Origin of the sequence: Marinospirillum sp., assembly GCF_044810985.1 — a bacterium.
In the GTDB taxonomy this organism is placed as follows: Bacteria; Pseudomonadota; Gammaproteobacteria; order Pseudomonadales; family Halomonadaceae; genus Marinospirillum.
The window spans coordinates 2,591,944-2,608,159 of the sequence record NZ_CP085242.1 but is presented as its reverse complement, the minus strand read 5'-3'; the positions used below and the strand labels follow the sequence as shown (position 1 = coordinate 2,608,159).

At 53.0% G+C, this 16,216-nt stretch carries 13 protein-coding genes; 4 read left to right on the top strand and 9 right to left on the bottom strand.

Translation table 11 applies throughout. The annotated features are described in order from the left end of the window. Positions 1-79: 79 nt before the first annotated feature. Both LG323_RS12265 and LG323_RS12260 read left to right on the top strand, forming a co-directional pair. On the top strand, positions 80-430 hold the full coding sequence (locus LG323_RS12265; RefSeq protein WP_404416605.1) for a transcriptional regulator: 351 nt from the start codon (positions 80-82) through the stop codon (positions 428-430). 14 nt (positions 431-444) lie between these two features. Next, on the top strand, positions 445-846 hold the full coding sequence (locus LG323_RS12260) for a CBS domain-containing protein (protein WP_404416602.1): 402 nt from the start codon (positions 445-447) through the stop codon (positions 844-846). 14 nt (positions 847-860) lie between these two features. Here the strand turns inward: LG323_RS12260 and LG323_RS12255 are convergent, their stop codons facing one another. Further along, positions 861-1,715, bottom strand: coding sequence for a universal stress protein (locus LG323_RS12255; protein WP_404416599.1), 855 nt, complete (start codon positions 1,713-1,715; stop codon positions 861-863). A 2-nt stretch (positions 1,716-1,717) separates the two neighbouring features. Next, positions 1,718-3,208, bottom strand: coding sequence for a SulP family inorganic anion transporter (locus LG323_RS12250; RefSeq protein ID WP_404416596.1), 1,491 nt, complete (start codon positions 3,206-3,208; stop codon positions 1,718-1,720). Between the two features lie 418 nt (positions 3,209-3,626). Here LG323_RS12250 and nhaB point away from each other — a divergent pair, with 418 nt between their 5' ends. Then, complete coding sequence (gene nhaB, locus LG323_RS12245) at positions 3,627-5,150, top strand: sodium/proton antiporter NhaB (RefSeq protein ID WP_404416593.1); 1,524 nt, start codon at positions 3,627-3,629, stop codon at positions 5,148-5,150. A gap of 67 nt (positions 5,151-5,217) precedes the next feature. Here nhaB and LG323_RS12240 read toward each other — a convergent pair whose 3' ends face one another. Next, complete coding sequence (locus tag LG323_RS12240; RefSeq protein ID WP_310696493.1) at positions 5,218-5,415, bottom strand: DUF2892 domain-containing protein; 198 nt, start codon at positions 5,413-5,415, stop codon at positions 5,218-5,220. Positions 5,416-5,538: 123 nt separating this feature from the next. Here LG323_RS12240 and LG323_RS12235 point away from each other — a divergent pair, with 123 nt between their 5' ends. Beyond that, on the top strand, positions 5,539-6,774 hold the full coding sequence (locus LG323_RS12235; protein WP_404416590.1) for an MFS transporter: 1,236 nt from the start codon (positions 5,539-5,541) through the stop codon (positions 6,772-6,774). Between the two features lie 13 nt (positions 6,775-6,787). Here the strand turns inward: LG323_RS12235 and LG323_RS12230 are convergent, their stop codons facing one another. The 6 genes from LG323_RS12230 to LG323_RS12205 all read right to left on the bottom strand — a co-directional run bounded on the left by LG323_RS12230 (position 6,788) and on the right by LG323_RS12205 (position 16,170). Continuing rightward, the gene (locus LG323_RS12230; protein ID WP_404416587.1) at positions 6,788-7,498 is read right to left on the bottom strand and encodes a response regulator transcription factor; all 711 of its coding nucleotides are present in this window, start codon (positions 7,496-7,498) and stop codon (positions 6,788-6,790) included. Continuing rightward, the gene (locus LG323_RS12225) at positions 7,495-9,459 is read right to left on the bottom strand and encodes a 7TM-DISM domain-containing protein (protein WP_404416584.1); all 1,965 of its coding nucleotides are present in this window, start codon (positions 9,457-9,459) and stop codon (positions 7,495-7,497) included. Before LG323_RS12225 ends, LG323_RS12230 begins: the two co-directional genes overlap by 4 nt. Positions 9,460-9,502: 43 nt before the next feature. Beyond that, positions 9,503-10,480 carry a diguanylate cyclase gene (locus tag LG323_RS12220; protein ID WP_404416581.1) on the bottom strand — a complete coding sequence of 326 codons (978 nt, stop codon included), beginning with the start codon at positions 10,478-10,480 and terminating at the stop codon, positions 9,503-9,505. A gap of 123 nt (positions 10,481-10,603) precedes the next feature. Continuing rightward, a complete protein-coding gene (locus LG323_RS12215; RefSeq protein ID WP_404416578.1) occupies positions 10,604-11,707 on the bottom strand; it encodes a response regulator in 1,104 nt (367 codons plus the stop codon). A gap of 19 nt (positions 11,708-11,726) precedes the next feature. After that, on the bottom strand, positions 11,727-14,864 hold the full coding sequence (locus tag LG323_RS12210; RefSeq protein WP_404416575.1) for a response regulator: 3,138 nt from the start codon (positions 14,862-14,864) through the stop codon (positions 11,727-11,729). Positions 14,865-14,946: 82 nt separating this feature from the next. Further along, a complete protein-coding gene (locus LG323_RS12205; protein WP_404416572.1) occupies positions 14,947-16,170 on the bottom strand; it encodes a TraB/GumN family protein in 1,224 nt (407 codons plus the stop codon). Positions 16,171-16,216: the final 46 nt, after the last annotated feature.

Sequence of the window (16,216 nt, the reverse complement as noted above, 5' to 3'; positions counted from 1 at the left end):
CTTTTTCCTCATGACGAAGGTGACACTTTCTGGTAGCGTGGGTTCCAAGGAACCTGATCACTGTTAAAGAGGTGAAACTATGAAGTTTTCCGTACTGGTTGCCATTATTCCTGAAGAGCTGGAAATGGCCTGTACCGATGCCGCCAAGGAGCTGGGAGCTGGCGGTATCACCGTATTGTCCGGTCGTGGTATCAGCAACACCCCCAAAAAGACTCTGTTCGGCTTGTCCTATGAAGGGGGGCAAACGGTATTGATCATGGTGCTGGAAAAAGGCATGTCGCTGGAGGTTTTAAAGTGCATCCAAAACCAGGTGATGCCGGATGGACACAACTCCAGAGGCGTTGTCTTTACGGTTCCTCTTGAACATCTAGGCGGTATCGATCCAACTCAGGTGGATCAATTTGAAGATTATCTGCGCGATAAAAGCTGATTGGAGGAAAGAGAATGAAAGCAAAGGACGTCATGGTCACCAAGGTGATTACTATTTCCCCTTTTGCCAAGCTGCGTGAAGCTCTGGCCAAAATGAAGCGCTACAAGTTGAAGTCCCTGGTGGTGGAAAAACAAAGCGACCAGGATGCCTGGGGACTGATTACCTACACCAATATCCTGAAAACCGTGATTGCCGAAGACGGTGATATCGACCTGCTCAATGTTTATGACGCCTGCGCCAAACCGGCTTTATCCGTGGGCGAAAGCCTGGCCGTCAAGCACGTGGCAGCCATGATGGTACAGAATCGGGTTAAAAGAGTGCTGGTGCTCAAGGACAATGAACTGGAAGGTCTGGTGGCCATGGATGACATCATTGATGTCCTTCTGCAGGACATCAATGACGAAACCGAAGCTTAAACAGTGATGAATACCTACTGACGCATCAGCAGGATAGGGACCGGGCTTTTGCGCAGCAGGTTGGTGGTGGTGCTGCCCACCAGAAACTGACGAATGCGTGAGTGCCCATAGGCCCCCATGATGATCAGACCCAGGTCATTTTCCTCACGGTAACCCAGCAGGGCACTTTCCACTTCACCGGAGCGGATGGCTGTAACCACGTTCCGGTGGCCTTCCTGTTCCATTTCCTGTTTGGCTTCCTGCAGGAGCTGCTGATTTTTCTCGGTTTCTTCCCCGACCAGCAGCAGGTGAAAAGGCAGACCTTTGCACAGGGGGCTGCGGGCCATGATGTAGAGCACTTTTTTGGCGGTGATACTGCCATCGTAGGCCAGCAGTACCTTTTCGGGCTGGCTGAAGCCCGGCGGGGTAATCAGGATACGACAGCTCAGGCTGCGGATCACACTTTCCAGGTTGCCACCGATTTCTTCAGGGTTGTCATGGTCTTCACCCTGACGGCCCAGTACCAGAATTCGGGTTTCTTCCTGAAGCTCGGCCAGGGTTTCCACAAAATGCCCGTGGCGCTGGCGGGTTTCAGGGCTTTCAATACCCTGAGCTTTAACACGCTCAACCGCGGCTTTAAGCTGCTCCTTACCCGCTTCCAATGCCAGCTTGCTGCGTTTGGCATCCAGTTCGGCCAGTTCATCCAGGAGGTGTTCACGGGTTCCCAGTTTGAGGTTGCCGCTCATATCGGTTTTGGTGGGGTAAACACTCTTGTCCAGTACATGCAGCAATACCAGCTGGCGATCCACGCATTGGCTGATCCAGGCTGCAGCATCACAAACGGCTTCCGCAGCTCTGGAACCATCAATACAGGCAAATACATTTTTCATGCTTAGTGGCCTCCCATGAGTTTTTCAACTTCCTTGGGATCATCATGCACCCCAAAGCGGTCAACAAGGGTTTCACTGGCTTCATTCAAACCCACCAGCTCAACTTCAGCACCTTCGCGGCGCAATTTGATGATGACCCTGTCCAGGGACTCCACTGCCGTAATATCCCAGAAGTGAGCAGAAGTCAGATCAACCACCACTTTATCAACCACTTCCTTGAAATCAAAGGATTCCGTGAACTGGGAAGAAGAAGCAAAGAAGACCTGACCGGCGACCTTATAGGTGCGTACTGTCCCCTCTGCATTGATGGACTTGCTGACCCGCATGTAGTGGCCGACCTTGTTGGCAAAGAACATGGCGGCCAGGAGTACACCGACAAAAACGCCGATGGCCAGGTTATGGGTTGCTACAACCACGACAACAGTAGTGACCATGACAATATTGGTGGACAGCGGATGCTTCTTGAGGTTGATAATCGAACCCCAGCTGAAAGTACCAATGGAGACCATAATCATCACTGCGACCAGAGCGGCCATGGGAATGATGGTCAGCCAGTCCGCCAGGAAAACCACCAGCAGCAGCAAAAAGACACCGGCAGCCAGGGAAGACAAACGAGTACGACCACCGGATTTGATGTTGATAATGGACTGACCAATCATGGCACAGCCCGCCATACCCCCGAAGAAGCCCACCACGGTGTTGGCAATACCCTGACCTTTACACTCGCGGTTCTTGTCGCTTTTGGTGTCGGTGAGATCATCCACTATGGTGGCGGTCATCATGGATTCCAGCAGACCCACGACCATCAACATCAAGGAATAAGGCAGGATGATCATCAGGGTTTCCAGATTCAGGGGCACATCCGGCCAGAGGAAAATCGGCAGGGTATCCGGCAGTTCACCCATATCACCGACAGTTCGAATATCAATCCCCCAGATCATGGCAACTGCGGTCAGGGCCACGATGCACACCAGGGGTGAAGGCAGCAGCTTGCCAATCATGGGCACATAGGGGAAGAGATAGATAATCCCCAGGCCGGCCAGTGTCATGGCGTAAACATGCCAGGTGACATTGGTCAGTTCCGGCAGTTGGGCCATAAAGATCAGAATCGCCAGGGCGTTGACGAAACCCGTGACGACCGAGCGGGACACAAAGCGCATCAGACTACCCAGTTTCAGGTAACCGGCTACAATCTGCAAAATGCCCGTCAGTACCGTGGCGGCCAACAAGTATTCCAGGCCGTGTTCACGCACCAGGGTGACCATCAGCAGGGCCATGGCACCGGTGGCGGCAGAAATCATGCCGGGGCGACCGCCGGTGAAGGCAATCACCACCGCCATGCAGAAGGAGGCATAGAGACCCACCTTGGGGTCAACACCGGCAATAATGGAAAAGGCAATGGCTTCGGGAATCAAGGCCAGGGCGACGACGATACCCGCGAGCAGGTCACCACGGACATTGGAAAGCCAGTTTTGCTTGATCGACTGGATCATTGGAATCTCTTGAATTGTGAAGTTAAAAAAACACGCCTGCCCCCGAAGTCGCAAAAGCGTCAGGGTAGGTGATCAGCTATGGGAGGCTGCAAATAACAGGCCAGTCGCATGGCTGCGACCTGAAACAACGATGGGTGAGGACTTTCAGGGTCTACACTGGAGGAACTTCCCGTAACGGTTGATGGGCGTCAAAAGAAAGGCGCGAATTCTAGCACAGCGCCAGGCCATTATCACCCGCTTCTTAATTCAGAACGAGGCAGTCAACTTTTCTTGAATGCTGCACTTGCACGGTGTGTCGTTTTGTCGCACTATTGCGCGCAACTCGATCCGCGCGATCCCACCGAATTAATTCAGGCTACTGAAATGACCTCTTTTTCGCTTTTTCTCGCTTTTAAAAACCTACAGAAGGAAACTTCCCATGACTGCTTCCCTGACTCAGGGTTTGCTCAAGAACTTTCTCGGCAACGCCCCCTACTGGTACAAATACCTGATCCTCCTGTTTCTGCTGATTAACCCCATCATGCTCTGGCTGCCCGGCCCCTGGTCGGCTCTGGCAGGCTGGGTTTTACTGGGACAATTTATTTTCACCCTGGCCATGGCACTCAAGTGCTATCCACTGCTGCCCGGTGGTCTTCTGGCGTTGCAGGCGGTCGCCTTGGGAATGACCAGCCCGGAGATGGTGCTGAATGAAGTGCGCCATAATCTGGAAGTGATCCTGCTGCTGATGTTCATGGTCGCTGGCATTTATTTCATGAAGCAGTTACTGCTTTATGTGTTCACCAAAATCCTGATTGGTGTGCGCTCCAAATCTCTGCTGTCGCTGATTTTCTGCATCAATGCCGCTCTACTCTCCGCATTTCTGGATGCCCTGACCGTCACGGCAGTCATCATTTCCATCGCCGTGGGTTTCTATTCGGTTTACCACCGGGTGGCTTCCGGGCAGGAATACCACAACCACGGCCACGATCATGGCAATGACCTGACCATCCAGGAAGCCCAGCGTGAAGACCTGATCCAGTTTCGGGGTTTTTTACGCTCCCTGCTGATGCATGCGGCCATAGGCACGGCCCTTGGGGGTGTCGCCACCATGGTGGGTGAGCCCCAGAATCTGCTGATTGCCAAAGAGGCAGGCTGGGGTTTCAAGGAGTTCTTTCTCAGAGTCTTGCCGGTCAGCCTGCCGGTCTTTATTGCCGGTTTGAGCACCTGTTTGCTACTGGAGAAAATCAAACCCCTGGGGCGTGCCTTTGGTTATGCCGGACGCCTGCCCGCCAGGGTTCGCAGCATCTTGAAGGACTTTGATCGCTACCAGACCGACAGGAGAACACCCAGAGAAACCGCCCAGTTGCTGGTGCAGGCTGTGGTTGCTGTGTTATTGGTCTTAGGCTTGGCCTTTCATGTGGCCGAGGTGGGCTTGATTGGCCTGGCCGTGATCGTCCTGCTGACCAGCCTGAACGGAATCAATGAAGAGCACCAGATCGGCAAGGCCTTTCAGGAAGCACTGCCTTTCACAGCTCTGCTGGTGGTTTTTTTCACCATCGTTGCCGTGATCCACAGTCAGCATCTTTTCCAGCCCTTCATTGAAATGGTGTTGCGCCAGCCGGTGGAAAATCAACCAGGCGTTCTGTTTGTTGCCAATGGCCTGCTGTCCGCCATTTCCGACAATGTGTTTGTGGCAACCATTTACATCAGTGAAGTCAAAACCGCTTTGTTGAATGGCAGCATTACCCAGGAGCATTTTGAAACCCTGGCGGTCGCTATCAATACCGGCACCAATCTGCCCAGTGTGGCAACGCCCAATGGTCAGGCTGCTTTTCTGTTTCTGCTGACTTCCGCCATAGCGCCACTGATCAGGCTTTCTTACGGGCGCATGGTACTGATGGCACTGCCCTATACGCTGGTTATGGGTGGAATGGGGTTTTGGGCCGTCACCCACTGGTTGTAGGCTTAAATTAAAAAACCAGCTCAATCTACAAGGAGGTTGAGCTGGCTATCAAGGACAAGCAGGCCTACTATTCTTTGGGCTGGGTCTTGCAAGTCTTGATACCAAAAGGCAGGTAGGCAGGGCAGGTTCCCACCAGAGCCGTTCCCAGAGGGATCAAACCAAGCCAACCCCAGACGCCAATAGTGCCAGTAACGGCCAGGATAATCAGAAAAACACCCACAACAACACGCAAACCTCGATCAATATTACCCATATTCTTGACCATAACATCACTCCTTTAATAAGAATTCACACCTAACTAATTTAGCAGTTATCGGTGAGTTTTGCTGCATCCCTGAATAAGCGTTCACGGATATGAAAATCACTCCCGGTCTAGCACAGGCAAAAAATGCTACTCTATCGCCACAAAAACAACTCCAGTCTTAAAGGTTCGCCTGTGCATAAACTCTTGATTCGCCATCCTCTGGCCGTGATTGTGCTGGCTCAGTTGCTGGGCACTTCGCTCTGGTTCAGTATCAATGGTGTCGCTTTTAATCTGACCCAGACGACCGGCCTGACTGAAGCCGGGTTGGGGTATCTGACCCTGGCGGTGCAATCGGGTTTTATTATCGGCACCCTGCTACTGGCCACCACGGGTCTGGCTGACCGTTTTCCGGCCAGTCGTGTTTTTGCACTGGCAGCCTTGGCCGGAGCCTTGATCAATGGCTTGTTTATTCTGGTGGCCGAGCTTTTTCCACTGGCATTACTGCTGCGCTTTCTGACTGGCCTTTGCCTGGCGGGCATCTATCCTTTGGGCATGAAGCTGGTAATCAGTTGGACACCGCAGTATGCAGGGCGCGCTCTGGGCTGGCTGGTCGGTATGCTGACTCTGGGAACGGCTTTGCCCCATTTTTTGCGGGCCGCCACACCTGGATTGGCCTGGCCTCTGCCTTTGCTACTTTCTTCTGTACTGGCGGTGGTGGGTGGTTTTCTGGTTTGGCGGTTGGGTGAAGGTCAAGAGCTGCCCAGGCACAACAAGGGCGCATTGCCTTTTCAGGGCCTGGCTGCCTGGCGGGACACCCGCTTTCGCCGTATCTCGATGGGTTATTTCGGGCATTGCTGGGAGCTCTATGCCTTCTGGACGCTGGTGCCTTTTCTGGTGGCGAGGGAGGTAACCCGCCTGGACTGGGCCGCTGGCTGGGTGAGTGGCTTGTCTTTCAGCATCATCGCTCTGGGGTGCATCGGCTGCATCTGGGGCGGTCGCATCAGTCGCCAGCTGGGCAGCCTGAGTGTTGCCCGGGGTATGTTGCTGACTTCGGGAGTGCTCTGCCTGCTCTACCCCTTGATCGGGGGTTGGCCTCCCTGGACGCTGCTTCTGCTTTTGGCTGTTTGGGGATTCACCGTGATTGCCGACTCCCCGCAGTTTTCTGCGCTGGCTTCCGCCAATGCCCCGCGTGAACACCTGGGTAGCGCCCTGGCCATGATGAATGCCATTGGCTTTGGCCTGACGCTACCCTCCATCGCCCTGGTCACCCACTACTGGACTGACTGGGAGCTTTGGGTTCTGCTGGCTCTGTTGCCCGGCCCCCTGGTGGGACTCTGGGCTATTTTCAGACTCAAAAGAAACCAGTTGCAGGAAATCTAGGAGGCCAAGTATTTCAGCAACGGATGCGATAACCGTGTTTAGGCATGTTCTGAATCATGGTTTTGTCACCCAGCTTGCGCCTTATCCGATGAATCAATACAGCAATGGTTTCAGGTGAGGTTTCACACTGACCATAGTCGATCACATCCATCAGTTTCATCTTGTTGACATAGGCTCCCTGAGCCCGAACCAGGGTCAAAAGAATCTTGTATTCAGAAGGGGTCAGATATACCTCTTCTCCCTCACCCTCTTCTTCTGCCGATTGCAGGCTGCAGGTTTTCTCTGAAAAGATCCATTTCCCGAGTTTCCATTCTGCCATCTGAATGGAAGCCAGCACTCCCCCTTTCATACGCGACATCCGCCCCAGAAAGTTTCTGACTCGAACCAGAAGCTCCTGGGTGTCAAAAGGCTTGACGATGTAGTCATCAGCGCCCATTTCCAGGGCTGCCAAACGGGTCTCCCGATCCGTACGACCGGAAACGACAAATAGAGGCACATCGCTTTGCAGCCGGAGTTTACGCAGCAGTACCAGCCCGTCTTCATCAACCAGATTAAGATCCAGCAGAATCAGGTCATAACTCTGCTTTTTCCAGAAAGCAAAAAACTCATCAACCCCTTCGGCCTCATCAACCACAAAGCCCTGTATCCGAAAAACCTCCACCAGAACACTGCGCAGGGTAATATCATCTTCAACAAAAATAATTCGCGATGGATCAGTCATCATGCAACCTTCTTATTCGTTTTTATTGGCAAGGTGACCACAAAGCTGGCTCCTTGCGGTAACAATGTATACTCCAGCACACCACCCAGTTTCCTGGCCGCGGCACCTGCCAGATAAAGTCCGCTACCGGATTTTCTGTTCTGACTTTTGCCATAGCGTGTCTGCATGGAGTCAACCAACTCAGGCAACAGGCCTTTACCGGGAGTCGTCACCTGGATCAGTAGCTTTTCCTGCTCAAGCTGCAAACCCAGGGTGATTTCCACTTCCGGAGGCAAATGCGTCACCAGGGTGTCCACCAGGCTTTGCAGCAACATCTGCAACATCTCTGGATCAACTTCCAGCTGGCAACTGGCCTGGGGCTGGAAAGCCAGGTTTCTATCGTTATACATTCGGCGCAGATTTTCCGTGAGCTGGAGCATCCAAGGTAAAAGATCAAGCTGGATCCGGCTGGGCTGCCAATCATCATCAGCAAGGCGTTGATCCCATAAACTGGTGTCCACCAGGGAAACCAGACGCTGCTGGGCTCCACGAATTCTTTCCAGCCAGGAGGCTCGGGTTATGGCTTCGGCATCCTGCTGCATATTCAAAAGGGTCAGGGCACCATCAATCACCGTCAGAGGTGTCCTGAATTCATTGGATACCATGCGTAAAAAATCCTGCTGCGCCTGGCGAGTCTGGCTTTCTTTTTCAAGGCTTTTGTGGAGATCCGCTTGCAGGGCGAGATTTTCCTGGTGACTGGCCAATAGCTGGTGATTGCGTTCTTGCAGCTCTGCAGTGCGTTGCTGCACCCCCTTTTCCAATTCCTCTTTATTGGCCTGACGGGACTGGTTAATGGACAGAACAATCATGAACTGCATGGCCAGGAGGTGAACCAGTGTGCCTAAATACATGGCATTTTCTGTCCAGAAATTATTGGGCAGAAAAGACTGCTCACGCAGAATGCGCAGCACAACCCCCAGAGCCAGCACCCCGAAAATCAGCAAATAGGCACTGCCCAGCCGGGTTTCTCCCGTCACCAGACGATAAATTGAAAAGATCACGGCAAAAGCCGTCAACATCAGGATGTAGAGCTGAATCCAGGAACTCACCAGAATATAACGATCCAGAAAAACAAAGGTCAGCCCCGTAGCGGCCACTACCCAGGCCGTGAGCAGATAGTAGCGGGCCAGTTGCGGAAAATCCTGTCGCATCCTTGTCAAACGACTGAAAAGCAGGGCAAAAAAAGCCAGGCTCAAGGAAACCGAAGCCGAAGCCAGTAAATCCGGAAAGCGGGGCCAGGGTATATTGACCAGCCATCCCAGATAGCCTGAATGCGCCAACTGAAAAGCAAGCTGGGTCATTACATAAAGGGTGTAAAAAGCATAGGTTTTATCTTGCAGCAGGCCTGAATAAATCACGCCCAGAAGCAGCATCAGCGCCAGCACAGCCAGGTAGGCTGACATGTAGAAATGGCGGTGCTGGGCACTTTCAATAAAGGCTTCCGGCACCCAGAGTGACAGATCGGCAAACAAGGGGTTGGTGCCGGCAATACTGAGCAGGAAAGTCTTTTGTTCACCCGGTTTGATTTCCAGCGGAAAGACCTGCTGCGGCAAATTAAAAGGACGCTCACTGGCCTGCACCAGGTCCCCAGCCTTGAGTTTTTGCAACTCCCCCTGGGCATCTTCCCAGTAGAGGGTTAAATGATCGGTAAAGACCGGGTCAACCTCAAGCAACCAAAGGTGGCGATCCGTGAAGTTGGACTCAAGGGTCAGGCGCAGCCAGTGGGTCTGTGAACTAAAGCCCCAGGCTGGCATTCCCGATAGAGGGGTAAAGAGGCTGGAGTCCTGCAGCAATTCGGCAGGCGTTTTTTCGGACTCTTGCGGCCCAGCGCTGAGAAACCCCGTCAAGGACCAGACTTCTTGTTGACCGGGATTCAATTCCAGAACGGATGCCCCTGCAACCTGAGCGAAACAAACCATTGGCATTACAAGCCCGATGAACAAAAGCTTAATCTTCACAGCAAAACATTTAGGCTTCACAGGGTCCCTCGACAGCAGCAGCCTTTTTTAAACGGCAGTGATTACGACCCTGATGTTTGACACTGTAGAGCATTTGATCGGCTTCAATAATCAGGTGGCGCGGGGTTGAATAAAAGCCGGGTGCCAGATAAACACCGCCCAGGCTGGCGGTAACCACTCCCGGTCCAGCAGGTGCCTTGGGGTTCTGGATATCCAGACCTTCAATCAACCGACAAGTCTGCTGCATGGCCTTCTCCAGTTCTTCAGGCAACAAACCCATAAAGAGGATTGCAAACTCTTCACCCCCATAACGAGTCACCAACCCCGAGTAACGACCGGCGAAATCACGAATTTCAGCAGCCACTTGTTTAAGCACTTGATCACCCGCCCAATGTCCGAAGTGGTCGTTGTATTGCTTGAAATAATCAAGATCCAAAAGAACAAGGGACAGTGGCACCTGCTTCTGCACCACCAGGTTCAAGCTGTTTTGCAAGGCATCATCAAAAACACGGCGATTGCCAATACCGGTCAAGGCATCCTGGCGGGACTCACGGTGCAGCTGGCGAATGCCTGCTGTGGCCTTCAGTTGGTTGCGAATCCTGAGTCTCAGCAAATCCGGTGTGACCGGCTTATTCAGGTAATCAACCGCTCCCAGGCGCAGACCCATCCGCTCGTCATGAAAATCCTTCCTGGAGGTCAGGAAGATAACCGGAATCGAGGCCGTTGAGGGGTCTTCCTTGAGATGCTGACAAATGTCATAACCATTCATCCCCGGTAACATAACATCCAGCAAAATCAGATCCGGTTGTAACTCAACAGCACTGGAGTAAGCCTCCAGCCCGGAGCTCACCTGGTGGCAGTTGCACATATCATCCAATACACATTCAACCACCCGGCCCACAACCGGATCATCGTCGACCACCAGCACCTGAAAGTCTCCTGGAGAATCAGTATCAACCGGGTTCAATTGAAACCTATGCGAAATCATGAGGCCCTTCCTTTGCTTGATTGAATCTCAAGCAAAAGAATACACCTTCATCAAGCAAGGTTACTTAACAGCATCTTGAGGCAGTGTTAACAGGTTATATCTTATTTATATCAGCAACTTACTCTACTGGCATAAAAAATTCAGAAGCAATCGGGTGTGGCCGGGCAAGGAGGTGTCCAGCTGCAGATCCATATTCAAAACCCTGGCAATCAGTTTGGCCGAATAGGTGCCCAGCCCTGTGCCTTGCTTTTTGCCTGAAGTCACGAACTTGTCAAAAAATCGTGACCGGATTTCCTCAGGGACTTCGCCGGAGTTTTCGATCACCAGCTGACAGGCACCGGCTTCCTGCGTCAGTTGAATCCTGACTGGCATGTCTCTGGGCGATGCTTCACAGGCATTTTTCAACAGATTGGTCAAAAGATTATAAATCAGCAAGGGTTCTGTGCTGATCGTCAGTTTCTGCAAGGGTTCGGGGATTTCCAGCTGCAAATCCAGCTGTTTTTTCCGGAAGGCCTGTGACATTTCCCTGACCACTTTCTGCAGCAAGTCCGGCAGGCTTTCCTCTTTCAGATCAGGCTGATAGGTGCCGTATTCAATTTTCAGCAGAATCAGGGACATCTCGATCATACTGAGCATGCGCCAGCCTGCTCCTTCCAGCATCTCCATGAATTCCTGCTGCCGCTCGGTGAGGTTGTCATATTCCTTGAACAGGGCTGGAATACTGATGATGCTGCTGAGGGGCCCTTTCAGATCATGATGCATGATGCGCTCAACATCTTCGCGCATACGGGCCGCTTCTTTGAGGGCCTGGTTTTGCTCGGCAAGCTGTCGACGTGTTTCATCCAGCGACAGGTGGGTATCGATACGAGTCAGAAGTATGGAAGGGTTGAGTGGCTTGGCAATGTAATCCACCGCTCCCAACTTCAAACCCTGGGTTTCATCATCCACCCCATCCAGCGCGGTGAGAAAGATCACCGGAATCTCGCGGGTGACTCGGTTGGCCTTGAGTTGACGACAGACTTCATAGCCATCCGTCTCGGGCATCATCACATCCAGAAGGATCAAGTCAGGCCGTTGCTTTTCAGCAATTTTAAGGGCAATTTTACCGTTGATCGCTGCCTTGACCTGGTACTGGTCTGATAAGAGGCTGGTCATGATGTCCAGGTTTTCGGGAGCATCATCAACCACGAGAATCACCTTGTCTGCTTTCTTTGTCTGTTCATCCATTAGGGACCTCTTACAAAGTTTAGCGAGGTGGAGAGTTCAGGGCTTCAAGAGCGGCTTCAAAATCATATTCAGCCAGCAGCCCCTTAATGGTTTGGATACGCGCCGCCCAGGGTTCCGGCAAGGCGCGTTCAAGAAGGCTTTCAACCTCTTGCACCGCTGCGGCATCATAGTCTTCCAGCAAATCACTCAACGCCTGCAATGCCTTGTGCAGTTCTTCTTCGCTCCAGGCTTCCGGTTTTGCGACTGTTACTGTTGCAGATGCTTGCGGATTGGCGGCCAGCCAGTCTTGTAGATACTGCAGCACTTCCTGCAGAGCTTTCAGGGTGTGTTCATGGCTATGAGTCAAGGCTTGCTGTTCAGTGCCGATTTTCAACTGAGCTTCCAGCTCACCAGCCCAGTATTGCAGCTCCTCTGCCCCCAGGTTGCCAGCCACCCCCTTCAGGGTGTGAGCCAGTCTGATGGCTTCTTGCTGGTCGCTTGCAGCCAAAGCCGCTTCCAGCATCGCTGCAAAATTTTGCTGGCTGTCAACAAAGCGCTCCAGTAAGCGCCGATAAGCCTGGCGATTATTGCCCAGGCGCTTCAAGCCAACCGGGGTGTTGAGTTGCTTACCCTGCTCAGGGGGCAGCTCAATTTCATTGTCCTGTTCAGTGTCCATTTCTTCTTCCGGCGGTAGTTCGCGTTGTCCAGCAGGTATCCATTCAATCAGGGCAGCCATCAACAGATCCGGATCAATCGGCTTGTTGAGATGGTCATTCATACCCACTTCCCGGCTTTTTTCCCGGTCTTCCAATAGGGCGTTGGCCGTCAGGGCGATAATCGGCAAATCGGTTCGTTGCATCTGCTCCCGAATAATCCGGGTGGCCTGGTAACCGTCCATCACCGGCATCTGAATGTCCATCAGCACAGCATCAAAATCCTGCTTTGCCACCAGATCAACCGCTTCCTGACCATTAGCCACCAAGTACACATGCAGGCGTGCCTGGGTCAGGAGTTCATAGGCCACCTGCTGGTTGATTTCATTGTCTTCCACCAGCAGAACTCTGGCTCCCTGAATGGCTTGCAGCTGTTCCGAATCGATTCTGGCTGTTTTTCGCATGCCCTGACCGGAAACCGGGGCAAAACCCAGGGCATCCACGATGGAATCCAGCAGCAGAGAAGGGTTGACGGGTTTCTGCAAAAAAGAAGACAGGTGTTCGGCACCCGGTTCGGCCAGAACATCTTCACGGGCAAAAGCCGAGACCAGAATACAGCGGGGTTTATTGACCGGTTTTTCAGCCTGCATGATTTCCTGGATCAGCTGCAAGCCATTCATCTGGGGCAGGGACATATCCACCAGCATCAAATCAAAAGGCTGACTGGCGGCCTGCAAAGCTTGTCTGGCTTCGGAGGGGCTGCTGACGACCTGAGCGGCAAAACCAAAGCTTTGCAAATAGCTGAAAAAGATTTCACCGGCCGTTGTATTGTCATCCACAACCAGAATTCGATAGCCCGCCAACTGGTGTTTGACGATCAGCTCTTCAGGGCTTTTCTGCAAGGCAGGGGTTGTTTCCAGCTTGAGAGTAAAGATAAAGCGACTGCCCTTGCCGGGTTCACTGTCCACCCGAATCTGACCGTCCATCAACTCCACCAGTTGGCGGGTAATGGAGAGCCCCAGCCCAGTGCCGCCATAGCGACGGGTTGTGGAGGTATCCACCTGAGAAAAGGATTGGAAGAGTTTTCTTTGCTGCTCTTCGCTCATGCCAATACCACTGTCTTCGACAGTAAACTCCAGTTCCAGAGCAGTTTGCCACTGCTGTACCCGGCGCACAGAAACCACCACCTGCCCTTGATCCGTGAACTTGATGCCATTGCCCACCAGATTGGTCAGGATCTGGCCGATACGCAAAGGGTCGCCCTTTAAGCCATAGGGAACATCCGGTTCACGGTAGAACAACAGCTCCAGACCCTTGGTGCGTGCAGGCTCGGCGACCACCACCCAGAGCTGATCCAGCACTTCATCCAACTCAAAAGGGATTTTTTCCAGGGTCAGCTTGCCCGCTTCGATTTTGGAAAAATCCAGAATGTCATTAATCAAGCCCAACAAGGAACGACCCGAGGCCATGATTTTATTGAGATAGTTCTGCTGGCGTGGTGAAAGATCCGTTCTCAGGCAGAGTTCGGTGAGACCGATCATGGCATTCATGGGAGTGCGGATTTCATGGCTCATATTGGCGAGAAATTCAGATTTGGCACGGGTGGCACTTTCTGCGGTTTGCAGTGCGGCTTCCAGACGCCGCCGGTATTCCAGAGTCTTGAGTAACAAATGAATTACCAGCGCCAGCAGAAAGCTGAGCAGCAGGGCCAGAAACAGCTGACCGGCAAGACTCAAGGGATCACGCCAGCCTTGCCGGGGTGTGATATCCAGGTACCAGTGACCATTGGGCAGGGTCAACTGCTGCTGAACCGGATCTTGGCGCAGATCCTCCTCACTGGCCAGGATCGTCTGGATACCTTTTTCTTCCGGCAGCTCTCGCCATAGATGCCAGGTATAACCCTGGGAAGTCAATTCAGGCAGTCGGGCTACCGCCAGAGCCTCCGGGAATTTCAGGGTGACGGAAACAAACCCCCAGAAATCCTGCTGCTGCTCATCCAGAAAAACCGGCAAACGTCCCACCGCACCCAGGCCACCCTGACGCAATTCAAAAGGGCCAGCCAGGGTCATTTTCCCACTTTTCATGGCTTTGAAGGCCTCGGCCGATCGATTTGGATCAGCAAACTCATCCTGTCCCAAAGCTGCCTCATTGCCTTGCAGGGGAGCAATCTCGGTCAGTACGCCATCCGGCAGCAATGCAATCGCGGAAGCACCGGGATAGTAGGGCATGAGTTCATCCGCCAGGCTGGCAAACTGGGCCACCTCACCCTTACCTTCACGAACCAGAGCAGCCAGAGCGTAGGTGATGGATAGAGAACTCTCCAACCCCCTTTGCAGGGCAGAACCATAGTCCCCCGCCAGATTCATGGCGCGGGATTGACTCAGCTCCACCTGACGCTGATCCCAGACAAAGACCAGTGCCAGACTTAAAACAAAAGTCAGCAGAAAAGTCAGAAAAACGGTAGGGCGAAGAGTCACTACATCGGGGTCTGTAGTCGCCAAAGGAGAAGTCTGAACCTGGGTCACCTGATTGCTTCCACTTGCAAAAATGTTAATTTAATGGAGTGTACCTGACCCAGGATTTTACGGCATTAACAGCAAATTAAGATCAGCCTGCCGTCCCCGTCAACAGCCCAAAGATTCGAAAACCACCGATGTAGGTGCCTGCGGCGGACCCCAGGGTGGCAAAAATAAACACCAGCAGGGTTCGGGACACCCTGTTTTTCCACCAGCCCTTGAGGCTGGCGGTGTCCTGGCGCAAGCGGGAAAAGTCAGCCACCTTGGGTTTTCGCAGCCAGAGTTCTGCCCCGGCTGCGACAAAACCGGCACCGATGGTGGGGTTTAAAGAAGTCAGGGGGGCAGCCACAAAAGCGGTTACTACCGTCAAGGGGTGAGCACCGGCAATCAAAACGCCCAGGGCACTCAGGCCACCATTAATCAACACCCAGTCCAGCACCAGCTGCATGCCCAACTCGGTATTGCGATTAAAACCGATCACAAAACCAGTGATAATCAGGGCTGCAATAATCCAGGGAAGCAATTTCGGCCAGCGGCTGGCGGGGGGCACTGCTTCCAGAATATCCAGTTGTTCTCGGGGGTCTTCCGGCAAATGACCAGCCAGGTTTTCTTCCAGACCTTTCAGGTGGCCAGCTCCCACCACCACCAGAACCTTCTTGTAGCGACTGTCACCATTTTCCTGAGCCAGGCGCAGTGCCATATAGTGATCCCGCTCGGCAATCAGGGCCTGGTAAAGCTTTTCCGATTCCTGGGCAAACTCACTGAAGGTGGATTCCAAAACATCCCCTTCCTTGAGTTTTTCAATTTCCTCAGAGGTTACTTTTTCACGCGAGAAAAGGCTGCCCACCAGACCGGAAACCAGTGCTGTGCGCTGCCACCAGGGCACACTGCGGTAAACGCGTTTGAGCGTTATGCCGACATCCCGGTCAATGGCCATCAACGGCAGGTCAGCAGCCTTGGCTTCTTCTATGGCGGCTTTCATTTCTTCGCCGGGTGCAATGCCCGACTCTTCTGCCACCCGCTGCTGGAAGGAACCCAGTGCCAGATTGGCTGCCACCATGCCCGCCTTGCCCTGCTTGATGACCTGAAAAAGATCCATTTTTGCCAGAGCATCCGGGTTGACCATATTGGCATGCCTGGCCGGACAGAGCTCCACAGCAACTGCATCAAACTCACCGCTTTGAATCAGGCTGCGCACTTCATCAGCACTGACTTTAGAAACGTGGGCCGTACCCAGCAGGGTGTAATCGGTTTCGTGTTTACGAAGCTGTTTGCGCGGTCCGCTGGCAATATCGGGAGTGGCTGGTGCAGTCATGAATTCCTGTTTTCCTGAATCAAAAAAAGCAAAGGCGCATTAGACC